A 19,112-nucleotide genomic window follows, 5' to 3' on the forward strand; every position below is an offset into this window, starting at 1 on the left:
ACATTGCAGCGGCAATCGTCAAAACAAGGTTAATGTAATACTTACGATCGTGATTAATTTAAGGTTTACATAAATTGGAGGGATCGCGGCCCGGCGCGCAAAAAAGCGCCAATCCGCCTGCTCAAAATCCGAAACTGGAGTGAGTCGAGGATCAGCCTGTCAGTCTTGCGAGGGCCCACACCGTCAACGGCGAATCCGGAAAGGTGAGCAATCCGCCAATGCCAAGTGCGATGCCATAGGGAACGCCTGATGTCTCGTCGGCGAAATGGCGTAAGAACGGATTGCGGCTCGTAATGGCTGCGAGCGGCGATTTCCGATAGACGAGGATGGCAAGCGTCAGCAGGCCGCCGATGAATGTCGAGGCCACGAGATATTCGACGAGATGGATGTTCAGCCCCATCCAGATGGCGGTGGCGGCCAGCAACTTGGCGTCGCCGCCTCCCATGCCGCCGAGCGCAAACAGACCGAACGTCACGGCGAGAACGAGGCCGCCGGCGGCGAAATGCCAGCCATAGGTAGCCCAGTCCATGCCGGTCAACGGCGCGACCAGGGCGAAGACAACCACAAGCAGCGCCGGCACGCGATTGGCGATCGTCATCGACAGCATGTCGGAGATCGCGGCGAAAAGCATGCAGAAAGGGAAGACAACGAAGATCAAGGCTTCAAGCATCGGCGCGGCGCCCGTGGTCAACTGTATCTGGGGTCAAACTATGCTGGTTCCAGCCTAGGCACCTTGGATTAACGATTGATGAGGCCGCCAACTCAAAATCGGCCGGTACGACGAAAAAGGGCCGCCAATGAGGCGGCCCTTGCTCTGGAAAACGACGAGAGGTCGTTATTACGGGGCGGTACCGGTGTTGACCGAGGTAGCGATCGTGTTGAACTTCGAGTTCAGCGCGTTGCCCAGCGAGCCGGCGCCGACCATGATGGCGAGCGCGATGAGAGCGGCGATCAGACCGTATTCGATAGCGGTCGCGCCGGATTCGTCCTTCACAAAACGTGCAATGAGATTAGACATCGAGAACTCCTACTCCACGTGTTACAGCAATTCCGTCAACTTCTCTTAGCGGCTGATCGGATGCTGCCAATCTATGGAGAAGCTCTTTCGATCGGCTTAATAAACAGCCTTACCGATTCCTTTCCCGCTTCAAGGGCATTGTGTGGTTAACCGTAAACTAAGTGGTGCCCAGCAGCCTGAGACGCAGGTTCGGGCCCTAGTTCGGGGATTTGAGACCGGGGGCGGGCCGCGCCAGGTGATCCCAATGTCCTTGCCGGCACTATCACGGTCTTCATCCGCTTAACCGTTGGTTCACCAATCCCGTTCATATTCCGTTGAACAGTTTGCCGCCGTGGAGCGCTTCAATGACCGGGCCGAGATCGTCATTTTCGATTGCAGCGTTTCTGGCCGCCGCGGCCTTTGTCGTGCCTGCCAAAGCCGGCGCCGGCATCGAGGTCACGATGAACCAGGCGAAGATCGTCAAATTGTCACGCCCCGCGGACACCGTCGTCGTCGGCAATCCGGCGATCGCCGACGCCTCCGTGCAGGATGCATCGACGATCGTACTGACGGGCAAGGGCTTCGGCGTCACCAACCTCGTCGTCCTCGATCAGGACGGCAGCCCGATCGTCGACGAGCAGATCACCGTCGTGCGGCAGGCCGCGGCGTCGGTACGCATCTATCGACGCGCCGAGGTACAGACCATGTCCTGCGCGCCATATTGCGAAAGCTCGTACAAGAGCGAAGCGGAGAAGACCTCCGAAGCCGAGATGAACACCAGCCGGTAGGGCGAACGGACTGTTCTCTTCTTCATTTCGCTGAAATATCGCTTCGGTTATCGGCCGGTTAAAATCTTTCCGAAGAATTTATCGACCATCCAAACTGGACCTCAATGGATTTCCGCTAATGATCCTCCCGACACCGCGTCAGGATCGGCAGGGACAGTGTATGGGCAAAGCAGGACGAACAGGCTTTTTCGGGCGCTTCGTTCGCGACCGGCGCGGCAGCACGGCGCTGGAATTCGCGATGCTTGCCATTCCGTTCGCCCTACTTGTCTTCGCCATCCTGGAGAGCTGCATTTCATTTGCGGGGCAAGAGGTGATGGCCAACGCCACCGACGACGTCGCCCGTCAGCTGCGGACGGGCCAGATAAGAAAGGCCAACGTGACCGAGGCCTCGATAAAGCAGATGATCTGCAGCCGGCTGGAGGTCATGGTCGCCAAGAACTGCCCGGGATTGCTGGTGGACCTGCGCGAATTCCCGACCTTCGCCGACGCGGCATCAGCGGGCTTCAATATCCAGAACGGCGACATCGTGCTGACGGGCACGAGCTCCACGACCTTTACGGTGGCTCCGGGGCTGGCTGAAACAAAGAATATGCTGCGGGTCTTTTACAAATGGCCTGTCATGACCGATTTCATGGCGAAGTCGATGGCCAATCTGAAAGACGGCAACACGCTGCATTTCGCATCGGCCACCTGGCAGAACGAGCCGTTCGACAACTGAAGCTGCACCGATGCGTGAGTGGGAAGAGGACAGGGGCATGGTTCGTGCGGGGGCACCTATGGGAATCGCCGGGATCTATTCGAGAGCAATACGGTTCTGCCGCGATCGCCGCGGCGTCGCGGCCATCGAGTTTGCCTTGATCGTGCCTGTCCTGCTGATCATGTATTTCGTGACCATGGAAGCCTCGCAAGCCATCGAGACCAGCAAGAAGGTGAGCCGTATCGGCAGCATGGTCGCCGATCTCGTCACCCAGCAGCAGTCCGTCAAGACCGCCGACCTCGATGCGATCATGAAGATCGGCAACTCCAGCCTTCAGCCCTACAACCGCTCGACCCCGAAAATCATCATCACCGCGATCCAGATCACGGACGAAACGACGCCGAAGGTGCAGGTCGTCTGGTCGCGCAAGATGGTCGATGGCGCCTTCAACGCCGACGCCGCCAAGAACTCCATCACGACGGTCCCGCCGACGCTCAACATCAAGGGCACGTTCCTTGTTCGCGTCGAAAGCGGTCTCGCCTACAAGCCGATCATCACCTGGTCGGCCGACGGTCAAAGGCGCCTTGGGCTGACCACGGCCTTCGACACGATATCGATGGGCGAAACCTACTATCTCAGAGCCCGCAGGAGCCCGACGATCCCCTGCGACAACTGCTGAAACGACTTGGCCGCTATCTTTGGCCGCTATCTATTGTTGATGGTCGCTGCCTGAAACCCAGCGCACGACGGCCGCGGCCATCGCGTAATCCTGCGGATCGACGACAGTGAACCCGCCGGAATGTTTCGCTTCCAGAAGATCGTAGATATCCGGCGAGATCGATCTGAGGTTGGTGAGAAACACGGTGAGCCGCCGCTTGGCCTCGGGGTCGAGATTGCTGCGAACCGCATGGGGGCCATACCGCAGCAGGCCGGACCTCCACACGATCTGAAACGCTGTTTTCGAAAGCCCCGCCACCTCCAGCCTGGCGACGGTGCCGCCCGCAATATCCGGCCCGTCGTCGGCTGCTGACGGTATCCAGCCGAACAGAGCATCGGCCTCGCCATCGACCAGCATTGCTTCGGCCGCCGCAGCCGAACTGGCGTGCGTCAGAAACGGCGCGTCCTCGGCGACCTTGACGCCTTCAGCGGCCAATCCCGCAAGCGGCAAGAGAGAGCCGCCGACACTGTCCGAGGGCGCCATGACGACCCGGTGCGCTTCCATCGCCGTCAGGTCGGGAACCTTGCCGTTCCGCGTCAGCAGAACCGATCGGATGCCGATGGCGCCGTCGGAATCGATCGGCGCCACGAGAGGTTCGACGCAGCTGCAGCGTTCGGACGCGGTGGCGTAGGCGGTCGCCGAATAGACCGCATATTCGATGCGGGCATTGGCCTGCGCCTCGATCAGTGCCGCATAGTCGCGGGCAACGACGAACTCCACCTTCATGCCAAGCGCCTTGGTGTAGGCGTCCGTCAACAGCGCCAGACCCGGAAGGGTGTTGCCGGCGCCGGGTTCGGCGACGATGCCGATGCGGAACGTACCGATATCGTCCCGCCAATCGGCGCGCGCCGGGCCGGGCCAGGAAGCGCCAAGCAACGCCAGGATGGCAGCTGAGGCCTTCAAGGCATGTTTCATGTGTTCCCCGCCGATTTCCATCGAGCCATGCCACTTCGGCAATAGCTGTATCTCGACTATCGCGCCATGCAGTTGCCGTTTGGTTTCCGAATTGCCAATGGCGGCGCGGCCCCCTATGTCTGGACCCAGCAGACAGAGAATAATGAATTCCTGACAATGGCGCGCGCCTTCCTTTTCGTTCTCGATTCCTTCGGCATCGGCGGCGCAGCCGACGCCGAGCGCTATGGCGATACAGGTTCCGACACCTTCGGACACATCGCTAGAGCCTGCGCCGAAGGCCGCGGGGATCGCGTGGGCCTGCGCAAAGGACCACTTTTCGTACCCAACATGCTATCGCTCGGTCTGGGCCGGGCCGCGGAAACCGCAACTGGGCTGAGGTTCGAAAGCGGCGCCAAAGTCCACCTTCTTGCCTCGACATTCCACGGCGCGGCGCAAGAGATTTCGAGCGGCAAGGACACACCGTCGGGCCATTGGGAAATCGCCGCCCTGCCGGTCCGCTTCGACTGGGGCTATTTCCCGGACACGGTCCCTACCTTTCCAGCCGAACTGACCGAAGCAATCATACGGGAAGGAAAGGTGCCGGGCATTCTCGGCAATTGCCACGCCCCGGGCACCGAGATCATCGAGCGGTTCGGCGAGGAGCACATTCGTACCGGCAAGCCGATTTGCTACACCTCCGTCGATTCGGTGCTGCAGATCGCCGCCCATGAAACCCACTTCGGCCTGGAGCAGCTCTACGAATTCTGCAAGGTGGTGCGCAGGCTGGTCGATCCGCTGAACATCGGCCGCGTCATCGCACGACCTTTCATCGGGGAAACCGCAGGCAGCTTCGAACGGACGCACAACCGCCGCGATTACGCCGTGCCACCGCCGGAACCGACCTTGCTCGACCGGCTGACGGCACGTGGCAGCCAAGTCATCGCTGTCGGCAAGATCGGCGACATTTTCGCCCATCGCGGCATCTCGGAGGTGCGCAAGGCTGCCGGCAATATGGCGATGTTCGACAAGGCGCTGGGCGCGATGGACGACGCCGGCGACGGCGATCTCGTCTTTGCCAATTTCGTCGATTTCGACACCGAGTTCGGCCATCGCCGCGACGTAGCCGGCTATGCCGCAGCGCTCGAAACCTTCGACCGGAGGCTGCCGGAGGCGTTCGCGCGCCTGAAGCCCGGCGACCTTCTCATCCTCACGGCGGACCACGGCAACGATCCGACCTGGCACGGCACCGACCACACGCGCGAACGCATCCCGGTGATCGGCATGGGTCCGGGTTTCAGAGGCGGCGACATCGGACTGAGAGCGACATTCGCCGACATCGGTGAGACCGTCGCCGAACATCTCGGGCTGGCGCGCGGCCGTCACGGTACCTCCTTCCACGCGACGATAGGCGGCCATGCCTGAGTTGCCGGAAGTCGAAACGGTCCGGCGCGGCCTGCAGCCGGTCCTGGAAGGCGCACGCATCGCCCGCGTCGAGGCACGCCGGCCCGATCTCAGATTTCCGTTTCCGGAAAGATTTTCGGAGCGGCTGACCGGCAAGACGATCACGGCGCTCGGCCGCCGGGCCAAATACTTGACGATGCATCTGGACGGCGGTCCGGTGCTGATCTGCCATCTCGGCATGTCGGGTTCGTTCCGCATCGAAACGGCCGACAGCAGCGACCTGCCGGGCGTGTTCTATCACGAGCGTTCGAAAAGTGCCGCGCACGATCATGTCGTGTTCGATGTCGTCTCGCCGGAAGGCGGCCGATCGCGCGTGATCTTCAACGACCCGCGCCGCTTCGGCTTCATGTTGTTTGCGGAAGGGCTGGTCGACACGCATCCGATGCTTGCGGGGCTGGGCGTCGAGCCGACAGGCAATGCGCTGGATGGAGCGCTGCTCGCCTCGTTGCTCAAAGGTCGCAGATCACCGTTGAAGGCGGCACTGCTCGACCAGCGGCTGATCGCGGGACTGGGCAATATATATGTGTCGGAAGCGCTGTGGCGCGCCGGCCTGTCGCCGCTGCGCGAAGCAGGCACCATCGCCAAGGCCGGGAAAAAGGCTGGCGAACAGGCTGAACGCCTCGCCGCGGCGATCCGTTCGGTCATTGCCGATGCGATAGCCGCCGGCGGATCGTCGCTGCGCGACTATATGCAGACCGATGGCTCAATGGGCTATTTCCAGCATTCCTTCGCGGTCTACGATCGGGAAGGCGAACCCTGCTCCAAGCCTGGTTGCGGCGGCCATATCGAGCGCATCGTGCAAAGCGGGCGCTCGACCTTCTATTGCCGGACCTGCCAGCGGTAAGCTAGGACCGATCGACATTCATCGATTGCCTGGAACGAGGAGGCGAAGCCATGGCCTATGAAACCATCATTGTGGAAACGCACGGCAAGGTCGGGCTGATCACGCTGAACCGGCCCAAGGCGCTCAACGCGCTGAACTCCGAGGTTCTGAAGGAGGTGGTGGCGGCCGTGAACGGGTTCAGCGCGAACCCTGATATCGGCGCCATGATCATTACCGGTTCCGAGAAGGCTTTTGCCGCCGGTGCCGACATCAAGGAAATGCAGGCGATCTCTTTTGTCGACGCCTATGTGCAGGACTTCTTCGTCGGTTGGGAAGAGCTCACGCGGGCGCGAAAGCCCATCATCGCGGCGGTCGCCGGCTATGCGCTCGGCGGCGGCTGCGAACTGGCGATGATGTGCGATTTCATTATCGCCGCCGACAACGCCAACTTCGGACAGCCCGAAATCACCCTTGGTGTCATGCCGGGCATGGGCGGATCGCAGCGCCTGACCCGCTTCGTCGGCAAATCGAAGGCGATGGACATGTGCCTGACCGGACGGATGATGGATGCGGCGGAGGCCGAGCGTTGCGGCCTGGTGTCGCGCGTCGTGCCTGCCGGCGAACTGCTCGAGGAGGCGCTGAAGGCGGCAGCCAAGATCGCGGATTTTTCGCTACCGTCGGTGATGATGACCAAGGAGGCCGTCAACCGCGCTTATGAAACGACCCTGGCCGAAGGGCTGCGGTTCGAACGGCGCCTGTTTCACTCCCTGTTTGCGCTCGACGACCAGAAGGAAGGCATGGCGGCCTTTGCCGAAAAGCGGAAGCCGAATTTCACCAACCGCTAATGCATGTCGCGCAAAAATGCGCAGCGGTTTTGCGACAACGACTTGCATAAAAACAAGACCCTAAGGCGCGGCGCATGAATTCGCTTAAACGCGACGCGCTTTAGGACCTCGGCAGCACCGGCCAAAAAGAGGGCGAAGCGGCGTTGACGCGCCGGAAAAGCTGAACTATAAGCCGCTCCAACCGAGGCGGCCGCGTGGCTGCCCGTTTGTTTTTTGCGCCCTGCGGCATCCCGCGTGCGCCCACCAGATCAGAAGAGAGGCATCATGGCCAACACCTCCTCGGCCAAAAAGGCAACGCGCAAGATCGCCCGCCGCGCGGCGGTCAACAAGAACCGCCGCTCACGCGTGCGGACCTATGTCCGCCAGGTCGAAGAGGCGCTCGCCTCGGGCGACAAGGCTGCCGCGCAGGCTGCCTTCAAGGTGGCGGAGCCGGAACTGATGCGCGCCGCGACCAAGGGCGTGGTGCACAAGAACACGGCATCCCGCAAGGTATCGCGACTCGCTCAACGGCTTAAAGTGCTGTCGGCCTAATATACGTTTCCTGAACTTGTCTTCTTCAAGCCCGGCCGATCGCGCCGGGTTTTTTCGTTTGCCGGCAAGTACTTAAAAAGAAAGCCCGCAAACGACACTGTGCGTGGATTTCGAAGTTCCAAATGCTTTGCCGGCATATACATGCCCGCTGATATTCGAAGTCGCCGAAAGCGGCCGCGCCAGAAATAGCGCCTGTCAAAAATTATGTATTAATTTCAAATAATTACAGATGGTCATCCACAGCTTGTTCACATCAAGGGTGGGGGATCGGGGACAATTGGCTGTCAAGAAAATTATTTCAGAAAATTTCGCGCGGCGCGGCCTTTTTCATATTCGCCGGAAAAGGGTTTGAATCACAATGGCTTTGTCAAAATGTGCGGTTGCAGTATAGCGTCCCAATCCGTCTTCGCTAACCAGATTCCTTAAAAATCCGTTAGTCGTGGCCTTGCCCTATCCACAACGATTTCGTTAATGTCGGTCTATCGAGAGGGACGGGCCATTGGCCCTTAAACCCAGCCTGAATCGGCCAGCTGAAAATGGCGGAATTCATGACGTGGATCATTTCCGCGCACGGGTTTGGTTTGTCTTTCGATGCGGTAGGGGACTGGCGTAATTGTACATGGCAGGTCAACGACGCACCGGCGTTTTCGCCGGGTGGAATTGCTTTGCCTTGGCATAACCAAAGCGGGCTGGCTCTCAGAGGTCGGCGCCGGTCCCTTGACAACGAAGCGACATCCATTGCCGGCGGCGGCGATGATGACGCAGCGAAGACACGGTCGCCGGAAACATGGATGCAGGAGGCGTATCCCCGGCGGAAATAAAGGTACAAAAGGACAAGGAACTCTATCATGCAGAGCGGCATCGAAAGGGAGCTCACGGGCGACCTCCCATTTCCTGGAACCTTGATCGGAGGGGACGACATGTCGGCTTCCAGCGACGCGGAACAAAAGTTCGACCGGGTCAAGACCCAGTTGAAGGCGCGTCTGGGAACCGAGGTCTATTCGAGCTGGTTCGGACGCATGAAGGTCGCCGAGGCGTCCCGGGGCATTGTCCGTATCTCCGTGCCCACAGCCTTCCTGCGCTCGTGGATCAACGGCCACTATCTCGACCTTATCGCCGAGCTGTGGAAACGCGAAGATCCCGAAATCCTCAAGATCGAGATCGTCGTGCGCAACGCTACCCGCCCGGGTCGCAACGGCGTCGAGCCCGAAGCGGCACCGGCGCGCAAGATGACCAGGCAGGCGCAAACTGCGCTGGCCGCCGGCACGGCAGGCCCTGGCAGGGCGGAGCGTGCACCGGCACCTCGCCCGGGAATGCCTGCAGAGACCGAGTTCAGGCACAATGTGCTCGGTTCGCCGCTGGACCCGCGCTACACGTTCGGCTCCTTCATCGAGGGACCGTCGAACCGCGTGGCCTTCGCCGCCGCCAAGGCAGTGGCGGAATCGCAATCGAGCGCGGTGCGCTTCAATCCGCTCTTTCTCCATGCGACGGTCGGGCTCGGCAAGACGCACCTTTTGCAGGCGATCGCGGCGGAATCGTTGAAGCAGAATCCGAAATCGCGCGTGGTCTATCTCACAGCCGAATATTTCATGTGGCGATTCGCCACCGCGATCCGCGACAACAACGCGCTGACGCTGAAGGAACAGTTGCGCGACATCGACCTCCTCATCATCGATGACATGCAGTTCCTGCAGGGCAAATCGATCCAGCACGAATTCTGCCATCTTATCAATATGTTGCTCGACAGCGCCAAACAGGTGGTGGTTGCCGCCGACCGGCCGCCGTCGGAGCTGGAATCGCTGGAGCCCCGTGTCCGCTCGCGCCTCAATGGCGGCGTCGCGCTCGAAATGTCGGCGCCGGATTTCGCCATGCGCATCGGCATGCTCAAGCTGCGTCTTGCCACCGCCAAGGCCGATGACGCATCGCTCGACATTTCCGAGGAGATCCTCAACCATGTCGCCCGCACGGTGACCGGCAGCGGCCGCGAACTCGAAGGCGCGTTCAACCAGCTTCTGTTCCGCCAGTCCTTCGAACCGCAGATCACCATCGACCGCATCGACGAGATTCTCGGCCATATCTATCGTTCGGGCGAACCCAAGCGGGTGCGCATCGAGGACATCCAGCGCATCGTCGCGCGCCACTATAATGTGTCGAAGACCGAACTCTTGTCCAACCGGCGTACGCGCACCATCGTCAAGCCGCGGCAGGTCGCCATGTATCTGTCGAAAGTGATGACGCCACGCTCCCTGCCGGAGATCGGCCGGCGTTTCGGGGGGCGAGACCACACGACGGTGCTGCATGCCGTGCGCAAGATCGAGGATCTCTCGGGCGTCGACAACACGCTGGCGCAGGAGCTTGAATTGCTGAGAAGACTGATCAACGATCAGGCCTGACCGGCCCGAGAAACGAAAGCGCGTCGCGTTTGGATGATTCATGCGACGCGCTTGAAATCTTTGTTTTTATGCATGTCGTTGCCCCAGAATCGGTACCCATTTTTGGGTCCGATGCTTTGGCTTGCGGACTTAAAGCGCGTCGCGTTTAAACCGATTCATGCGACGCGCTTTAAGGTCTTGTTTTATGCATGTCGTTGTCGAAAAATCGCTGCGCACTTTTGCGCGACATGCATTAGCAGGCTTTATCCCCAGAAAGCCCGCGTAACCGGCTTGAACCGGTGGCGCGGGCTTGCGTTTGCGGGTTTTTTCCTGTCAGTTTGTGCAGATTCTGAGCCTGTTCAGACCTTTCGCGGGACGCCGCCAGGCGGAGACCCGTTCATTCATTCAAGCGAGCCTGTTTCGTCATGCGTGTTATCCTGGAACGGTCAAATCTCCTGAAGTCGCTCAATCACGTTCATCGCGTGGTCGAACGACGCAACACCATACCGATCCTGTCGAACGTGCTGTTGAGCGCCGAGGGCGCCACTCTGGAAATGAAGGCGACCGACCTCGATCTGGAGGTGACCGAAGCCACGCCCGCAAAGGTCGAGCGCGGCGGGGCGACAACGGTTCCGGCGCACCTGCTCTACGACATCGTGCGCAAGCTGGCCGACGGGGCGGAGGTCATGCTGAAGACCGACGAGGACGGCAACGCCGTGACGGTGACCTCGGGCCGATCGAGCTTCCGGCTCCAATGCCTGCCGCAGTCCGATTTTCCGGAGCTTTCGGCCGGATCATTCTCGCATATCTTCCGGCTCGATTCGGTGGCGCTAAAGGGGCTGATCGAGAAGACCCAGTTCGCCATCTCGACCGAAGAGACACGCTACTATCTGAACGGCATCTATCTGCACACGCATGAGGCCGGCGGCAAGCTGAAGCTGCGTTCGGTCGCGACCGACGGCCATCGTCTGGCGCGCGCCGAGATCGATGCGCCGGCAGGATCCGAAGGCATGCCGGGCATCATCATTCCGCGCAAAACGGTCAGCGAGCTGCAAAAGCTGGTCGACGACCCCGATGTAGCCGTCACCACCGAATTGTCCGACACCAAGATCCGCTTCACCATCGGCAGTGTCGTTTTGACGTCGAAGCTGATCGACGGCACCTTCCCTGACTATCAGCGGGTGATTCCGACAGGCAACGACAAGAAGCTGATCATCGACCGTCAGTCTTTCGCCGCCGCCGTCGACCGCGTCTCGACCATTTCTTCCGAACGCGGCCGAGCCGTGAAGCTTTCGATCGCCGAGGGGCAGGTCACGCTTGCGGTCAACAATCCGGATTCGGGCAGCGCCACCGAGGAGCTGGCCGCGGACTATTCATCCGACCCGATCGAGATCGGTTTCAACGCCAAATATCTGCTCGACGTCGCCGCCCAGCTGACCGGCACGGAGGCAAAGTTCATGCTGGCGGATGCAGGCTCGCCGACGCTGATCCACGACATGGCCGACGAAACCGCGCTCTATGTGCTGATGCCGATGCGGGTGTAGCCGCGCTGCGTCGCCGGTCTGGCTGCGCCACGACGACAATGATTGCGGCAACTTCTAAAAGCGCGTCGCGTTCGACCGGCCTCATGCGACGCGCTTTAGATTCTTGTTTTATGCATATCGTTATCGCAAAACCGCTGCACACTTTTGCGCGACATGCATTTATAGGCGGATAGCGGTTGCCGGAACAAACTCACATAAGTAAGCTTACACTTACGAATTTCCGCAATTATGCCGCGCTGTCGATCGGGCTCGATCCAGGGGCCGTGGTGTTGTCCGGCGACAACGGCGCCGGCAAGACCAATCTCCTGGAAGCGATCTCGCTGCTGTCGCCGGGGCGTGGCCTGCGCCGCGCGCCTTACGCCGATGTGGCGCGCGAGAGCGGCGACGGCGGCTTCGCGCTACATGCCCGGCTCGATGGGCCGGATGGCCCGGTCGAGATCGGCACCGGGATTTCAGGCGGCGACACCGCCGGTGAAGGCGGCCGGCGGGTGCGGATCAACGGCGCGGCGGCGCGCTCGGCCGACGACATGCTCGAATGGCTGCGCGTCGTCTGGCTGACGCCGGCGATGGATGGCCTGTTCCCCGGCCCGGCCGCCGACCGGCGGCGCTTTCTCGACCGGTTGGTGCTGGCGATCGATCCCGGCCATGGCCAGCGCGCGCTCGACTATGAAAAGGCGATGCGCGGCCGAAACCGGCTGCTTGCCGACGGCTCGCGCGACGGCGCCTGGTTCGATGCGATCGAAACGCAGATGGCCGAAACCGGCGTGGCGATTGCCGCGGCGCGTGCCGAGCTGGTGCGCCTGCTTGCCGCCATGATCGACAGGCTGCCGGGCGACGGCCCGTTTCCGCAAGCCGATATCGGCCTGTTCGGCGAACTGGAAGGCGCGGTCGCCAACTCGCCAGCAGTCGATGTCGAGGAACGGTTTCGCCGCGCCCTTGCCGAAGGCCGCGATCGCGACCGCGCCGCCGGGCGCACGCTCGACGGCCCGCACCGTTCGGATCTGGTGGTGCGGCACCGGCCCAAGGCGATGCCGGCCGAACTCTGCTCGACCGGCGAGCAGAAGGCGCTGCTGGTCGGCATCGTGCTGTCGCATGCAAGGCTGACCGGCGAGATGTCCGGCATGACGCCGATCCTGCTGCTCGACGAGATCGCGGCGCATCTCGACGGCGGCCGGCGCGCCGCACTGTTCTCGATCCTGGAAGAGCTGAACTGCCAGGCCCTCATGACGGGAACCGACGCGTCGCTGTTTTCCAGCCTCAAGGGACGGGCGCAGTTCCTGACGGTCGACCACGGCACGGTTGGGCTAACCGTCTAAGTCTTTGTTTATGCATATCGTATCCCAAAACCGCTATGCACTTTTGGGCGACATGCATTTGCCCCTGACAAGATTTTCCCCTCACTATATGGTCCGGCGATGACCATCGCCGCCTTCACCGACGAAGAACTCGAACGCTATGCCCGCCACATCGTGCTGCCGGAAATCGGCGGCGCCGGCCAGCAAAGGTTGAAACGTGCGCGGGTTCTGGTCATCGGCGCCGGCGGGCTGGGGGCACCGGTGCTCGAATATCTCGCCGCCGCGGGTGTCGGCACGCTCGGCATCGTCGACGACGACACCGTCTCGCTGTCAAACCTGCAAAGGCAGGTGATCCACGGCACCGACACAGTCGGCATGACGAAAACCGGCAGCGCCAAGGCGGCGATCGCCCGCATCAACCCCCACGTCGCGGTGGAAGAGCACAATTTCAGGCTGACGGCGGACAACGCCCCTGCCCTCGTCGCCAGCTATGATGTCGTCGTCGACGGTTCCGACAATTTCGAGACACGTTATGCGGTGGCCGACGCCTGCGCGGCGGAAAAACGGCCATTGGTGCACGCCGCCGTCGGCCGCTTCGACGGCTCGGTGACGGTGCTGAAACCGTTCGAGACCGGCACGGACGGCAGGCCGAACCCGAGCTATCGCGATCTTTTTCCCGAGGCGCCGCCGCCCGGACTGGTGCCGTCCTGCGCCGTCGCCGGCGTGCTCGGCGTGCTGACTGGTGTCATCGGCACATTACAGGCGATGGAGGCGATCAAGCTGATCGCCGGAATCGGTGAGCCGCTCGTCGGCCGGCTGCTGCTCTATGATGCGCTGGCAGCGCGCTTCGACACGATCCGCTACAAGAAGAACTAGACCCATGGACCGAACCACGGGCGTGTCAATCACGCAGCTTCCAGCCGATTGCGACCGTTGGGACGAGGTGCTGGCGCTGGTCATGCGTGCCTTTGCCACGATGGACGGCGTCATCGATCCGCCATCCTCGGCGCATCGGCTTACCGTCGAGAATCTTCGGGACAAGGCCGGGCGGGAGACAGTCTTCGCTGCACAGAAGGATGGCAGGATCATCGGCTGTGTGTTCGTCCTGGAGCGGGCTGACGACTTCTATGTCGGAAAGCTGGCGGTAGAGCCGGGTCTTCAGGGTCAAGGCGTCGGCAGGCGGCTGATGCAAGCTGCCGAGTCTCTTGCCCGCGACCTCGACAAGCGCGCGATCGAGTTGCAGACGAGGATCGAACTGACCGGAAATCACGCGGCCTTCGCCCGCCTCGGCTTTCGCGAGACGCAACGGACGGCGCATGACGGCTACAGCCGGGCGACCTCGATCACCATGCGCAAGGAGCTTTCGTAAGCCTGCATCGACATAAGGTGCAGGGCGGTCCCGCGATGGCTGTTCACGCCCGCAGCGGCAGCACGCGGTCCGGCGGGCGGTGGCCATCGAAAAAGGCGCGGATGTTGATGATGACCTTCTCGCCCATGTCGATGCGGCCCTCGAGCGTCGCCGAGCCCATATGCGGCAAAAGCACGACCTTGCCCTTGGCGGCGAGCTTCAGCAGTTTCGGGTTCAGCGCCGGCTCGTGCTCGTAGACGTCGAGGCCGGCGCCGGCGACCTTGCCGTCCTGGATCAGCTTGACCAGCGATTCCTCGTCGATGATGTCGCCGCGCGCCGTGTTGACGATGTAAGCGGACGGTTGCATAAGCGCCAGCCGCCGCGCCGAAAGCAGGTGGAAGGTTGCCGGCGTCGATGGGCAGTTGACCGAAATAATGTCCATGCGGGCAAGCATCTGGTCGAGGCTTTCCCAGTAGGTCGCCTCCAGTTCGTCCTCGACCGCCGGCAGTACGCGATTACGGTTGTGGTAGTGGATCGAAAGACCGAAAGCCTTGGCCCGTCTGGCAACCGCTGTGCCGATGCGGCCCATGCCGACAATGCCGAGGCGTTTGCCCCAGATACGCCGGCCCAGCATCCAGGTCGGCGACCAGCCGGCCCATTTCTTGTCGCCGGTCAGCACGTTGGCGCCTTCCGCCAGCCGCCGCGGCACCGCCAGCATCAGCGCCATCGTCATGTCGGCCGTGTCCTCGGTCAGCACGTTGGGCGTGTTGGTGACGGTGATGCCCTTCTTGGCCGCCGCCGCCACGTCGATCTTGTCGACACCATTGCCGAAATTGGCGATCAGCTTGAGGTTGTCGCCGGCCTGGGCGATCAGCGCGGCATCGATACGATCGGTTATGGTCGGCACGAGCACGTCGGCTTCCTTGACCGCCGCGACCAGTTCCGGCTGCGTCATCGGCCTGTCCTCGACATTCAGCCGGGCGTCGAACAACTCGCGCATGCGGGTCTCGACCGGGTCGGGCAGCTTGCGCGTTATGACCACGAGCGGCCGTTTTTTGCCTGCCATTGTTCCCTCGAATCCCGATCTCGTTGAGACCTCTTTAACCAAGACCGGCGAAACTGAGAACCGATCACGGCGCCGGTCATCCATGTAACAAGCGGTGCCGCCGAAGACAAAGAAAAAGGGGCGCCGGGGCCATGGGCGAGCGCCGAAAGGAACGAAAGTGTCTGGTTTCGCGTCGCTCCGCCTGACCCTTTGCGCAGCATTTCTCGGCGCTCTGCTTTACGCCCCTGTCGTGGCGGCACAAAGTGCGGCGGCACCCGCACAGACGATCACGCTCGGGCCGAGCGGTCTGCCGCTGCCGCGTTTCGTCAGCCTGAAATCAGGCCGTGTCAACTCCCGCGTCGGACCAGGCGTCAACTACTCCGTCGACTGGATGTACATGAAGCCCGGCCTGCCGATGGAAATCATCCAGGAATTCGATACATGGCGTCGCGTGCGCGACGCCGACGGCTCGGAGGGCTGGATCAACCAGTCGCTGCTTTCGGGCCGCCGCACGGCGATCGTGGCGCCCTGGCAGCGCGGCAAGGGTGGCCGAATCAACCTTCTCGACGACCCGGACAAGGATGCCAGCGTCGTCGCCATCGTCGAGCCCGGCGTGATGGGCACGATCAAGTCCTGCGACGGCCAGTGGTGCGAGATGACTTTCGACGGCCACACCGGCTGGCTCGCCCAGTCGCTCGTATGGGGCGCCTATCCGGGCGAGCGGGTCAAGAACTGATCCCGCCGGTCACTGGGCGCCGAACGGGCAACAACCCGTCCAGACAGGGCTACTTCAAGACGACACCGTAGTAGCAGCCTACGCTAAAGGAGAGCCCGGCCAAAAACATGAACGCCAAGCCTAAGAGCCCCCAGCGGTAGCTTTGGAAATTGTGCCGTCCGAGAACCTGGCCCGCATCAGGAGCCGCATTCTCAACGAGGCTGGAGTTCGTGTTTTCTTGCCAGCCCATAAGACCGGTGGCTACCACCGCGAAAAAAGCCCCGACGCCGAACAAGATAACGGACGTCTTCAAGCCAGCCTCACTGATCAGGTCGGGCGAACTTGTCCCCTTGGCGCCGGCAAAAGTCAGGAGGGCGGTTGCCGAACCGGCGCACATGATGAACAGGTTGCCGAGCATCATTTTCATGAACTCGACGTAGGCTCCGAAGAGGACGACGCTTGTTCTCTTTGTCGCAATGACTTCCGGTTGTTCGTTCATTTTGCTGCGCCTACAAAACACCCATGGGATCAATTCTTAAAAGGCGCAAAGCAGTCCGATCCCCAGATCGACAGGCCTCGTCACGAGCGGATCAATCGCAGCGTTTGGGGCGCAGCCTCACCACGATGTCGACATTGGCGATCTCCATGCCTTCCGGCGGCTCCGGCAGGTTGGAAACGGTGACGGGACCGCTGGCGATGTCGAAAATCCTGTTTTCGCCTTCGATGTAGAAATGATGGTGGTCGGAGGTGTTGGTGTCGAAATAGGTCTTTGATCCTTCGACGGCCAGGATGCGCAAAAGGCCCGCCTGGGTGAATTGGTGAAGGGCGTTGTAGACGGTGGCCAATGACACCGGCACGCCGGCAGCGATCGCCTCCTCGTGCAGCTCCTCTGCCGACAGATGGCGGTCGCCCTTGGCGAAAAGCAGATCGGCCAGCGCGATGCGCTGGCGCGTCGGCCTCAGGCCGGCTTCGCGAACCCGCTTGTCCACAGCGACATTTTCCTTCCGGCAGCCCAGATCCATCTATCCGTCGAAGCTCACAGTTCCGCCCCAAGACCTGCCCAGAATGGCAAAAAAACAATATCGGCCGAAACTGGACACCTCCTGACATATATTCTGTCGGCCGAATACGATCAATAGCGCGCATTGACCCGGGCAGACGGGCAGGTTAAGCGCAAACGCCGGTTTCCGGCCTGAAACAGATTGTGTTAGGAAACCAACGACAAGGGCGCCCTACCGCCCGGGATGATTACGGGGACGATTGATGGCGGGTTCGAAATCCAGCTACGAATACGAGGAATTGCTTGCCTGCGCCCGCGGCGAGCTGTTCGGAGCTGGAAACGCCCAGCTCCCCTATCCGCCGATGCTGATGTTCGACCGCATCACCGAGATCAGCGAGACGGGCGGCGCCTTCGACAAGGGCTTCATCCGCGCGGAATTCGACATCAAGCCGGACCTGTGGTTCTTCGCCTGCCACTTCATCGGCAATCCGATCATGCCGGGATGCCTCGGCCTCGATGCCATGTGGCAATTGACGGGATTCTACCTCGGCTGGCTCGGCGAGCCGGGCAAGGGAATGGCGCTGTCGACCGGCGAAGTGAGGTTCAAGGGCATGGTCACGCCGTCAGTCAAGAAGGTGGAGTATGGCGTGGACTTCAAGCGCGTGATGCGCGGGCGGCTGGTGCTTGGCATCGCCGATGGCTGGCTGAAAGCGGATGGCGAGCCCATATACGCGGCAACGGATCTCAAAGTGGGTCTGTCAAAGCAATCGGCGGTCGCCTGACCGTCACCGGACACTCTGGAAGGAGCAGCCCATGAGACGGGTCGTAGTAACAGGCCTCGGCATCGTGTCGTCGATCGGCAACAATGCCAACGAGGTGCAGGCCTCGCTCCACGATGCCAAATCCGGCATCAGCTTCTCCGATTCCTTCGCCGAGCACGGCTTCCGCTGCCAGGTCTGGGGGGCGCCGACGCTGGACCCCTCAGCCATGATCGATCGCCGGGCCATGCGTTTCCTGTCGCAAGGTGCGGCCTGGAACCATGTCGCCATGGATCAGGCGATCGCGGATGCCGGGCTTGGCGAGAACGACATCACCAATGAACGCACCGGCATCGTCATGGGATCGGGCGGACCGTCGACCCGAACCATCGCCGAGGCAGCCGAAACCACCCTCAAGAACGGCAGCCCCAAGCGCATCGGTCCGTTCGCCGTGCCGAAGGCGATGTCGTCGAGCGCCTCGGCGACGCTTGCCACCTGGTTCAAGATCCACGGCGTCAACTATTCGATCTCCTCAGCCTGTTCGACCTCGGCCCACTGCATCGGCAATGGCTACGAGCTGATCCAGTGGGGCAAGCAGGACATGGTCTTCGCCGGCGGCCATGAGGATCTCGACTGGACGATGTCGGACCTGTTCGACGCGATGGGCGCCATGTCGTCGAAGTATAACGACAGGGCATCGGTCGCGTCCCGCGCCTACGATGTCGATCGTGACGGTTTCGTCATTGCCGGCGGCGCCGGCGTGCTGGTTCTGGAAGAGCTCGAGCATGCCAAGGCGCGCGGCGCCAAGATCCATGCCGAGATCGTCGGCTATGGCGCGACCTCCGACGGCCATGACATGGTGGCGCCCTCGGGCGAAGGTGCGGTGCGCTGCATGCGGCAGGCGCTGGCGACCGTCTCCTCGCCGATCGACTACATCAACACGCACGGCACCTCGACGCCGGTCGGCGATTCCAAGGAAATGGGGGCGATCCGCGAGGTGTTCGGCGAGAAGATGCCTTTCATCACCTCGACGAAATCGCTGACCGGCCATTCGCTGGGTGCGGCCGGCGTGCAGGAATCGATCTATTCGATCCTGATGATGCAAGGCGGCTTCATTGGCGAAAGCGCCCATATCGAGAACCTCGACCCGGAATTCGAGGGCATGCCGATCGTGCGAAAGCGCATCGATAACGCCAGGATCGACACTGTTTTGTCCAATTCGTTCGGTTTCGGTGGCACCAACGCGACGCTGGTTTTCCAGCGCTATTCCGCATAAGGGAT

The 19,112-nt window shown here is 61.7% G+C and carries 21 protein-coding genes; 15 read left to right on the forward strand and 6 right to left on the reverse strand.

Annotated features, from left to right (window positions below):
• Positions 1-151: 151 nt before the first annotated feature.
• Positions 152-670, reverse strand: coding sequence for a prepilin peptidase (locus MESS4_RS26410; protein ID WP_036242264.1), 519 nt, complete (start codon positions 668-670; stop codon positions 152-154).
• 168 nt (positions 671-838) lie between these two features.
• Positions 839-1,018: a Flp family type IVb pilin gene (locus MESS4_RS26415; RefSeq protein WP_006337905.1), complete on the reverse strand. Its 180-nt coding sequence runs from the start codon at positions 1,016-1,018 to the stop codon at positions 839-841.
• 344 nt (positions 1,019-1,362) lie between these two features.
• On the opposite strand from MESS4_RS26415, the gene MESS4_RS26420 reads away from it, so the two are divergent.
• From MESS4_RS26420 to MESS4_RS26430, 3 genes are all read left to right on the forward strand, one after another.
• Complete coding sequence (locus MESS4_RS26420; RefSeq protein ID WP_006337906.1) at positions 1,363-1,785, forward strand: pilus assembly protein N-terminal domain-containing protein; 423 nt, start codon at positions 1,363-1,365, stop codon at positions 1,783-1,785.
• Between the two features lie 118 nt (positions 1,786-1,903).
• Positions 1,904-2,503, forward strand: coding sequence for a TadE/TadG family type IV pilus assembly protein (locus MESS4_RS26425; protein ID WP_157385689.1), 600 nt, complete (start codon positions 1,904-1,906; stop codon positions 2,501-2,503).
• Between the two features lie 37 nt (positions 2,504-2,540).
• Positions 2,541-3,161: a TadE/TadG family type IV pilus assembly protein gene (locus tag MESS4_RS26430; RefSeq protein ID WP_006337910.1), complete on the forward strand. Its 621-nt coding sequence runs from the start codon at positions 2,541-2,543 to the stop codon at positions 3,159-3,161.
• 30 nt (positions 3,162-3,191) lie between these two features.
• Here the strand turns inward: MESS4_RS26430 and MESS4_RS26435 are convergent, their stop codons facing one another.
• Positions 3,192-4,115 (reverse strand): PhnD/SsuA/transferrin family substrate-binding protein, encoded by a 924-nt coding sequence (locus MESS4_RS26435; protein ID WP_006337912.1) that lies wholly within the window; start codon positions 4,113-4,115, stop codon positions 3,192-3,194.
• A 156-nt stretch (positions 4,116-4,271) separates the two neighbouring features.
• On the opposite strand from MESS4_RS26435, the gene MESS4_RS26440 reads away from it, so the two are divergent.
• The 9 genes from MESS4_RS26440 (at position 4,272) to MESS4_RS26480 (ending at position 14,334) form a co-directional block, all read left to right on the forward strand.
• Entirely contained in the window at positions 4,272-5,516 is a 1,245-nt protein-coding gene (locus tag MESS4_RS26440) for a phosphopentomutase (protein WP_036242266.1), read from the forward strand.
• Complete coding sequence (mutM, locus tag MESS4_RS26445; protein ID WP_036242237.1) at positions 5,509-6,399, forward strand: bifunctional DNA-formamidopyrimidine glycosylase/DNA-(apurinic or apyrimidinic site) lyase; 891 nt, start codon at positions 5,509-5,511, stop codon at positions 6,397-6,399. The genes MESS4_RS26440 and mutM overlap by 8 nt, the downstream gene beginning before the upstream one ends.
• A 50-nt stretch (positions 6,400-6,449) precedes the next feature.
• Entirely contained in the window at positions 6,450-7,223 is a 774-nt protein-coding gene (locus MESS4_RS26450; RefSeq protein WP_006337919.1) for an enoyl-CoA hydratase, read from the forward strand.
• Between the two features lie 264 nt (positions 7,224-7,487).
• Entirely contained in the window at positions 7,488-7,754 is a 267-nt protein-coding gene (gene rpsT, locus MESS4_RS26455) for a 30S ribosomal protein S20 (RefSeq protein ID WP_006337920.1), read from the forward strand.
• Between the two features lie 920 nt (positions 7,755-8,674).
• Positions 8,675-10,147 (forward strand): chromosomal replication initiator protein DnaA, encoded by a 1,473-nt coding sequence (gene dnaA / locus MESS4_RS26460; protein ID WP_244441230.1) that lies wholly within the window; start codon positions 8,675-8,677, stop codon positions 10,145-10,147.
• A 404-nt stretch (positions 10,148-10,551) separates the two neighbouring features.
• Positions 10,552-11,670, forward strand: a complete 1,119-nt coding sequence (gene dnaN / locus MESS4_RS26465) for a DNA polymerase III subunit beta (RefSeq protein ID WP_006337922.1) — start codon at positions 10,552-10,554, stop codon at positions 11,668-11,670.
• A gap of 176 nt (positions 11,671-11,846) precedes the next feature.
• Positions 11,847-12,986: a DNA replication/repair protein RecF gene (recF, locus tag MESS4_RS26470; protein WP_006337938.1), complete on the forward strand. Its 1,140-nt coding sequence runs from the start codon at positions 11,847-11,849 to the stop codon at positions 12,984-12,986.
• 99 nt (positions 12,987-13,085) lie between these two features.
• Positions 13,086-13,841, forward strand: coding sequence for a molybdopterin-synthase adenylyltransferase MoeB (locus MESS4_RS26475; protein WP_006337940.1), 756 nt, complete (start codon positions 13,086-13,088; stop codon positions 13,839-13,841).
• 4 nt (positions 13,842-13,845) lie between these two features.
• Complete coding sequence (locus tag MESS4_RS26480; protein ID WP_006337942.1) at positions 13,846-14,334, forward strand: GNAT family N-acetyltransferase; 489 nt, start codon at positions 13,846-13,848, stop codon at positions 14,332-14,334.
• Positions 14,335-14,377: 43 nt separating this feature from the next.
• Here the strand turns inward: MESS4_RS26480 and MESS4_RS26485 are convergent, their stop codons facing one another.
• Positions 14,378-15,379 carry a D-glycerate dehydrogenase gene (locus MESS4_RS26485; protein WP_006337945.1) on the reverse strand — a complete coding sequence of 334 codons (1,002 nt, stop codon included), beginning with the start codon at positions 15,377-15,379 and terminating at the stop codon, positions 14,378-14,380.
• Positions 15,380-15,536: 157 nt separating this feature from the next.
• On the opposite strand from MESS4_RS26485, the gene MESS4_RS26490 reads away from it, so the two are divergent.
• On the forward strand, positions 15,537-16,094 hold the full coding sequence (locus MESS4_RS26490) for an SH3 domain-containing protein (protein WP_006337947.1): 558 nt from the start codon (positions 15,537-15,539) through the stop codon (positions 16,092-16,094).
• A gap of 49 nt (positions 16,095-16,143) precedes the next feature.
• Here the strand turns inward: MESS4_RS26490 and MESS4_RS26495 are convergent, their stop codons facing one another.
• Together MESS4_RS26495 and irrA are read right to left on the reverse strand one after the other, a co-directional pair.
• Entirely contained in the window at positions 16,144-16,572 is a 429-nt protein-coding gene (locus MESS4_RS26495) for a hypothetical protein (RefSeq protein WP_006337948.1), read from the reverse strand.
• Between the two features lie 91 nt (positions 16,573-16,663).
• Positions 16,664-17,095 (reverse strand): iron response transcriptional regulator IrrA, encoded by a 432-nt coding sequence (gene irrA, locus MESS4_RS26500; RefSeq protein WP_006337949.1) that lies wholly within the window; start codon positions 17,093-17,095, stop codon positions 16,664-16,666.
• A gap of 241 nt (positions 17,096-17,336) precedes the next feature.
• On the opposite strand from irrA, the gene fabA reads away from it, so the two are divergent.
• The gene (gene fabA, locus MESS4_RS26505; RefSeq protein ID WP_006337950.1) at positions 17,337-17,855 is read left to right on the forward strand and encodes a 3-hydroxyacyl-[acyl-carrier-protein] dehydratase FabA; all 519 of its coding nucleotides are present in this window, start codon (positions 17,337-17,339) and stop codon (positions 17,853-17,855) included.
• 31 nt (positions 17,856-17,886) lie between these two features.
• Positions 17,887-19,107, forward strand: coding sequence for a beta-ketoacyl-ACP synthase I (fabB, locus tag MESS4_RS26510; protein WP_006337951.1), 1,221 nt, complete (start codon positions 17,887-17,889; stop codon positions 19,105-19,107).
• Positions 19,108-19,112: the final 5 nt, after the last annotated feature.

The sequence above is a fragment of the Mesorhizobium sp. STM 4661 genome, assembly GCF_000359125.1.
Taxonomy (GTDB): Bacteria; Pseudomonadota; Alphaproteobacteria; order Rhizobiales; family Rhizobiaceae; genus Mesorhizobium.

What these genes read in the sequence shown, in the direction of transcription:
- fabB (WP_006337951.1), top strand. Translation starts at nt 17,887, where the DNA reads ATGAGACGGGTCGTAGTAACAGGCCTCGGCATCGTGTCGTCGATCGGC.
- fabA (WP_006337950.1), top strand. Translation starts at nt 17,337, where the DNA reads ATGGCGGGTTCGAAATCCAGCTACGAATACGAGGAATTGCTTGCCTGC.
- MESS4_RS26485 (WP_006337945.1), bottom strand. Translation starts at nt 15,379, where the DNA reads ATGGCAGGCAAAAAACGGCCGCTCGTGGTCATAACGCGCAAGCTGCCC.
- MESS4_RS26410 (WP_036242264.1), bottom strand. Translation starts at nt 670, where the DNA reads ATGCTTGAAGCCTTGATCTTCGTTGTCTTCCCTTTCTGCATGCTTTTC.
- MESS4_RS26450 (WP_006337919.1), top strand. Translation starts at nt 6,450, where the DNA reads ATGGCCTATGAAACCATCATTGTGGAAACGCACGGCAAGGTCGGGCTG.
- MESS4_RS26480 (WP_006337942.1), top strand. Translation starts at nt 13,846, where the DNA reads ATGGACCGAACCACGGGCGTGTCAATCACGCAGCTTCCAGCCGATTGC.
- rpsT (WP_006337920.1), top strand. Translation starts at nt 7,488, where the DNA reads ATGGCCAACACCTCCTCGGCCAAAAAGGCAACGCGCAAGATCGCCCGC.
- MESS4_RS26420 (WP_006337906.1), top strand. Translation starts at nt 1,363, where the DNA reads ATGACCGGGCCGAGATCGTCATTTTCGATTGCAGCGTTTCTGGCCGCC.
- MESS4_RS26475 (WP_006337940.1), top strand. Translation starts at nt 13,086, where the DNA reads ATGACCATCGCCGCCTTCACCGACGAAGAACTCGAACGCTATGCCCGC.
- mutM (WP_036242237.1), top strand. Translation starts at nt 5,509, where the DNA reads ATGCCTGAGTTGCCGGAAGTCGAAACGGTCCGGCGCGGCCTGCAGCCG.
- MESS4_RS26440 (WP_036242266.1), top strand. Translation starts at nt 4,272, where the DNA reads ATGGCGCGCGCCTTCCTTTTCGTTCTCGATTCCTTCGGCATCGGCGGC.
- irrA (WP_006337949.1), bottom strand. Translation starts at nt 17,095, where the DNA reads ATGGATCTGGGCTGCCGGAAGGAAAATGTCGCTGTGGACAAGCGGGTT.
- MESS4_RS26495 (WP_006337948.1), bottom strand. Translation starts at nt 16,572, where the DNA reads ATGAACGAACAACCGGAAGTCATTGCGACAAAGAGAACAAGCGTCGTC.
- MESS4_RS26415 (WP_006337905.1), bottom strand. Translation starts at nt 1,018, where the DNA reads ATGTCTAATCTCATTGCACGTTTTGTGAAGGACGAATCCGGCGCGACC.
- dnaN (WP_006337922.1), top strand. Translation starts at nt 10,552, where the DNA reads ATGCGTGTTATCCTGGAACGGTCAAATCTCCTGAAGTCGCTCAATCAC.
- MESS4_RS26425 (WP_157385689.1), top strand. Translation starts at nt 1,904, where the DNA reads ATGATCCTCCCGACACCGCGTCAGGATCGGCAGGGACAGTGTATGGGC.
- dnaA (WP_244441230.1), top strand. Translation starts at nt 8,675, where the DNA reads ATGTCGGCTTCCAGCGACGCGGAACAAAAGTTCGACCGGGTCAAGACC.
- MESS4_RS26430 (WP_006337910.1), top strand. Translation starts at nt 2,541, where the DNA reads ATGGTTCGTGCGGGGGCACCTATGGGAATCGCCGGGATCTATTCGAGA.
- MESS4_RS26435 (WP_006337912.1), bottom strand. Translation starts at nt 4,115, where the DNA reads ATGAAACATGCCTTGAAGGCCTCAGCTGCCATCCTGGCGTTGCTTGGC.